Genomic DNA, 4615 nt, shown 5'->3' with positions numbered 1-4615 from the left:
TCCCGAGCGCTGTGCTTTCGCGGAGTACCACGCCGTCGGCGCCATCACCGGCTGCCCTGTCACAGGAAACCGACGAGCCGGGTTCGCGCGCGGAGTGGGAAGAGGGTGTCGAGGAGCCGCAGAACGCCGAACCTCTGGTTCAGCAACAGCGCCGCGCCGCGCCCGGCGAGCTGAGTTCGCGCCCCGGCAGCGTCGTTGTCCTGCGCGGCCTCGACAAGGTAACGGCCCGGACCCGCGACTTCGAGATCAATGTCGGTGACACCTACCGCTTCGGTGCGCTGGACATCACGGTGCGCTATTGCCGCCGCCGCCCGCCCGAGGAGCCGCCTGAGGTCTTCGCCTTCCTGGAAATCGACGACCAGCGGACCGAAGGTTTTGGTTCGGGTGCGCAGGCGGATCGCCTGTTCTCGGGCTGGATGTTTGCGTCCAACCCGGCGCTCAACGCGCTCGATCATCCGGTCTATGACGTCTGGGTGATCGACTGCAGGGCCTGAGCCCCGCTGAGGCCCTCCGGCATCGCAAAGAAATCGCCTTGCGCATTGAGCGCGATACGTAGCTGGCGATGATACGCCTTGCGCGAGATCGTCTCCGCGCCAAAGCGTTGCAGATGGTCTGTAATGAACTGCGTGTCGAGTAGCACGAAATCACCGGCAACAAGGCGCGCTACGAGGTGCACCAGAGCCACCTTTGAAGCATCGGTGCGGCGCGAGAACATGCTCTCACCGAAGAAGGCGCCGCCAAGGCTTACCCCGTATAGCCCGCCGGCCAGCTCGCCATCCTGCCAGCATTCGAGGGAATGGGCGTGGCCCTGCTCGTGCAACTCGCCATAGAGATGGCGGATCGGATCGTTGATCCAGGTGTTTTCCCGCCCCCTGGCCGGTGCGGCGCACTGGTCGACCACTACGGAAAAGCACCGGTTTACCGTCACATGGAAACGGTCCTTGCGGACTGTCTTGGCAAGGCTTTTCGGGATGTGGAAGCGGTCCAGCGCAATAACGCCGCGCTCATCGGGATCGAGCAGGAAAACGCGCGGATCATCCCGGTCTTCGGCCATCGGGAAGACACCGCGCGCATAGCATTCCAGCAGTTCCTTTGCGCCAAACCCGCGCACTTAACTGGTGCTCCGGGGGGCGGTGGAACCGTCTGGGTGTCTCCCCCCGTTTAAGGGGGGAGTGCCGCGAAGCGGCGAGGGGGGGATTGAAAAAATGCTCCCCCCTCCGTCTCGCTTGTGCTCGACACCTCCCCCGTAAACGGGGGAGGACATCGCAACCGTCATGCGTTCCGAAGCCAAGCCTAGGCCTTTGCGTTGCGCTCGGCGAGCCAGCTCTCAAGCCAGCGGATATGGTAATCGCCGCTGATGAAATCAGGCTCCTCGAGAAGGTCGAGGTGCAGCGGGATCGTGGTCTCCACGCCGCCGATGACCATCTCCTTCAACGCGCGTTTCAGGCGCATGATGGCTTCGTGCCGGTCGCGTCCGTGCACGATCAGCTTGCCGATCAGGCTGTCATAATAGGGCGGGATCGAGTAGCCGGCATAAAGGCCGGAATCGAGGCGCACGCCCGGTCCGCCGGGAGCATGGAACTCGGTCACGCGGCCCGGCGACGGGGTGAAGGTATAGGGATTTTCGGCATTGATCCGGCATTCGATGGACCAGCCATTCACCTTCACGTCTTCCTGACGGATATCGAGCTTTTCGCCCGCAGCGACGCGGATCTGCTCGCGCACCAGATCTATGCCGGTGATCAGCTCGGTGACCGGGTGTTCCACCTGGAGGCGGGTATTCATCTCGATGAAGAAGAACTCGCCATTCTCGTAGAGGAACTCCACGGTGCCTGCGCCGCGATAGCCGATCGTGCCGACGGCCTTGCGCACAATCTCGCCAATGCGCGAGCGCTCCTCAGGTGTCAGCGCTACGGAAGGCGCTTCTTCGAGAATTTTCTGGTGGCGGCGTTGCAGCGAACAATCGCGCTCGGCCAGGTGGAGCACATTGCCGTGCTCGTCGGCCAAGACCTGAATCTCGATATGGCGCGGCTTGCCCAGATAGCGCTCGATATAGACCGCGCCATCTCCGAAAGCGGCCTTGGCTTCGGTAGAGGCTGTCTGCAGGGCGCTTTCCAGCTTGTCTTCGGTTTCAGCGACCTTCATGCCGCGCCCGCCACCACCGGCGGCAGCCTTGATAAGGACGGGGAAGCCGACCTCGCGGGCCACCTTGCGGGCCTCGTCCATGTCGGAAATCGCGCCATCAGAACCGGGGACAACCGGGATGCCAGCCTCCACGGCGGCTTTCTTGGCGGTGATCTTGTCACCCATCAGGCGGATGGTTTCCGGCTTCGGACCGATAAAGGTCAGGCCGTGCGCCTCGACGATTTCGGCAAAGCGGGCATTTTCCGACAGGAAGCCATAGCCGGGGTGGATGGCCTGCGCGCCGGTGATCTCGGCGGCGGCGATGATGGCAGGGATGTGCAGGTATGAACGGCCGGCCGGGGGCGGGCCAAGGCAAACGCTTTCATCGGCCAGCTTGACGTGCATGGCCTCAGAATCGGCTTCCGAGTGCACGGCCACTGTGCGGATGCCCATTTCCTGGCAGGCCCGGTGCACGCGCAGGGCGATCTCGCCCCGGTTCGCGATCAGGATTTTCTCAAACATCGGCCCGCTCCTAGATGAGGGTGAAGAGCGGCTCGCCATATTCGACAGGCTGGGCGTCACCGACCAGCAATTCGCCGATCTTGCCCGCGCGCGGCGCCGTGATCGGGTTGAAGGTCTTCATCGCCTCGATCAGCAGGATGGTGTCGCCTTCCTTCACGCTCTGGCCCGGCTTGACGAAATTGTCGGCCGACGGGTCGGGGCGCAGGTAAACGGTGCCGACCATCGGCGAGTTGACGGCGTTCGCAGCCTTGGCGGCAGCCGGAACGGCATCACCAGCCGGGGCCGCAGCCGAGACCGCGGCCGGCGGCGCGCTGGCAGCAGCCACGGGCGCCGGCGCAGCGGCAACCGGAGCGGCCTGCGTGTAGACCGGTGCGGGCAGTTCGCGTGCCACGCGGATATGCAGCTCTCCTTGCGCGACCTCGATCTCGGTCAGCTCGGTATCGTTCAGGATATCGGCCAGTTGACGGATCAGTTTCGGGTCAATGCCGGGTTTGGAGGGCGTGGAAGCCATGTGCGGGAACCTTTATGCTTTCGTCTTCTGGCCGGATGCGCTGATCAGCGCATGGGCGGCCTCTATGCCGAGGATGTAGCTGCGGGCGCCGAAGCCGCTGATAGTACCGGATACGGCGCTGGAGACGTAGGAGTGATGGCGGAACGCCTCGCGTGCAGCCGGCTGGGACAGATGTATCTCTATGGCCGGAATGCGGATCGCCTTCAAGGCGTCGTGCAGCGCAACCGAGGTGTGGCCATAGCCGGCCGGATTGATGATGAGGGCCGAGGCTTCGCGCCCCGCCTCCTGCACCTGGTCGATCAGCACGCCTTCATGATTGGTCTGGCGGAAATCCACCGTGAGGCCGAGGAGGCCGGCGTGTTCGGCGCAGGCCGCCTCGATATCGGCCAGCGTGGCTGACCCGTATATCTCCGGCTCGCGCGTGCCGAGCAGGTTGAGATTCGGCCCGTTCAGGATGAAAAGTGGCCGTGTCACCTGTGTACCGTCCCCCGGCTGTTGCCCGCGATGCGCCGGGGTGGTGCAAATCCCTTGCCGCGGCGCCATATGTCGTTTCTACGACGCCTCACGCGGCATAAACAAGAACTACCGGCATTTTGAGGAGTGTCAGCCCATGACGGCCAGCCCCCGGACCGCAGACGAAAGCATCATTGAAGTGACGCTGAATGGCGAGGCCCGCGTCCTGCCTGCGGGCCTGTCGCTCGCTGCCATGCTCGAACATCTGGGGCTCGATCCGCGCAAAGTCGCCGTGGAACGAAATCTGGAGATCGCTGCCCGCTCGGCCTATGGCGAGATCGAAGTGAAAAACGGCGACAGGCTGGAAATCGTCCAGTTCGTGGGGGGAGGGTGACGATATGCAATTCCCCAAAGCCGCAGCCTTCGCAGCGTTGGCATCGGGTTCGGTGTTCGTCTCCGGCTGCACCAACGAAATGTCTTGTTGGGATCACGTAAACCGGGAGCTTCGTCTGGCCGAGGACGTCGTTGTGCTGAGCCCGGGCAGTTCGCACACGCTGGTTTTGTCGGTAGTTACCGATGGCTATTACGAGTTTGACACGTGGGGAGATATAGATGGGTGGATCAATTTCTCGCTTGCCGGTGGTGCTGGCCGATATATTCAGCGGCACGATCGCGACGTGGATTTTGAGAATCGCCCTGGTCGGATCCGCCACTCGGTTTCGGAAGCTGAGCCTTTGCTCATCACTGTAGAGATAACGTACTCGGATGATGGGGAGCGTCCGGTCATCAATTTCGGCGAACGCCGTTATCTGGTTCTGGAACCCGGAGAGACGGGATATTTTACGTTGAGCGCGCTCCTTGACGAACGCTTCAATAGCGTAATGTGTTCTGAATCGTATTTGAGAACGCGAAACTTCACTGTCATCGTCACTGATTAAGCAAAGCGGTGGAATGCATCCTGATGTGGACGGCAGGCGACCTGCTGGAAATCGTCCAGTTCGTGGG

7 protein-coding genes are annotated in these 4615 nt (G+C 62.6%); 3 read left to right on the top strand and 4 right to left on the bottom strand.

Features of this window, described 5'->3' with window-relative positions; translation table 11 throughout:
• The first annotated feature begins 11 nt into the window (after nt 1–11).
• A complete protein-coding gene (locus ACTS2Z_RS05770) occupies nt 12–494 on the top strand; it encodes a DUF2155 domain-containing protein (protein WP_442572270.1) in 483 nt (160 codons plus the stop codon).
• On the opposite strand, the gene aat is transcribed toward ACTS2Z_RS05770, so the two are convergent.
• From aat to ACTS2Z_RS05750, 4 genes are all read right to left on the bottom strand, one after another.
• Entirely contained in the window at nt 461–1111 is a 651-nt protein-coding gene (aat, locus tag ACTS2Z_RS05765) for a leucyl/phenylalanyl-tRNA--protein transferase (protein WP_442572269.1), read from the bottom strand. The two genes, ACTS2Z_RS05770 and aat, sit on opposite strands and share 34 nt — an antisense overlap.
• 182 nt (nt 1112–1293) lie before the next feature.
• Nucleotides 1294–2646 carry an acetyl-CoA carboxylase biotin carboxylase subunit gene (gene accC, locus ACTS2Z_RS05760; protein ID WP_442572268.1) on the bottom strand — a complete coding sequence of 451 codons (1353 nt, stop codon included), beginning with the start codon at nt 2644–2646 and terminating at the stop codon, nt 1294–1296.
• A gap of 10 nt (nt 2647–2656) precedes the next feature.
• Nucleotides 2657–3157 (bottom strand): acetyl-CoA carboxylase biotin carboxyl carrier protein, encoded by a 501-nt coding sequence (accB, locus tag ACTS2Z_RS05755; RefSeq protein ID WP_442572267.1) that lies wholly within the window; start codon nt 3155–3157, stop codon nt 2657–2659.
• Nucleotides 3158–3169: 12 nt separating this feature from the next.
• Nucleotides 3170–3631 carry a type II 3-dehydroquinate dehydratase gene (locus ACTS2Z_RS05750; protein WP_442572266.1) on the bottom strand — a complete coding sequence of 154 codons (462 nt, stop codon included), beginning with the start codon at nt 3629–3631 and terminating at the stop codon, nt 3170–3172.
• A 136-nt stretch (nt 3632–3767) separates the two neighbouring features.
• Here ACTS2Z_RS05750 and thiS point away from each other — a divergent pair, with 136 nt between their 5' ends.
• Both thiS and ACTS2Z_RS05740 read left to right on the top strand, forming a co-directional pair.
• Nucleotides 3768–4004, top strand: coding sequence for a sulfur carrier protein ThiS (gene thiS, locus ACTS2Z_RS05745; protein WP_442572265.1), 237 nt, complete (start codon nt 3768–3770; stop codon nt 4002–4004).
• A gap of 4 nt (nt 4005–4008) precedes the next feature.
• Complete coding sequence (locus tag ACTS2Z_RS05740; protein WP_442572264.1) at nt 4009–4548, top strand: hypothetical protein; 540 nt, start codon at nt 4009–4011, stop codon at nt 4546–4548.
• The last annotated feature ends 67 nt before the right edge of the window (nt 4549–4615 follow it).

Source organism: Glycocaulis sp., from assembly GCF_052168375.1.
GTDB lineage: Bacteria > Pseudomonadota > Alphaproteobacteria > Caulobacterales > Maricaulaceae > Glycocaulis.
The sequence above is the reverse complement of the archived record's forward strand: the minus strand, read 5'-3'. Positions and strand labels throughout refer to the sequence as shown.

Coding starts and splice junctions, on each gene's coding strand:
- accC (WP_442572268.1), bottom strand. CDS start 2,646: ATGTTTGAGAAAATCCTGATCGCGAACCGGGGCGAGATCGCCCTGCGC.
- accB (WP_442572267.1), bottom strand. CDS start 3,157: ATGGCTTCCACGCCCTCCAAACCCGGCATTGACCCGAAACTGATCCGT.
- thiS (WP_442572265.1), top strand. CDS start 3,768: ATGACGGCCAGCCCCCGGACCGCAGACGAAAGCATCATTGAAGTGACG.
- ACTS2Z_RS05740 (WP_442572264.1), top strand. CDS start 4,009: ATGCAATTCCCCAAAGCCGCAGCCTTCGCAGCGTTGGCATCGGGTTCG.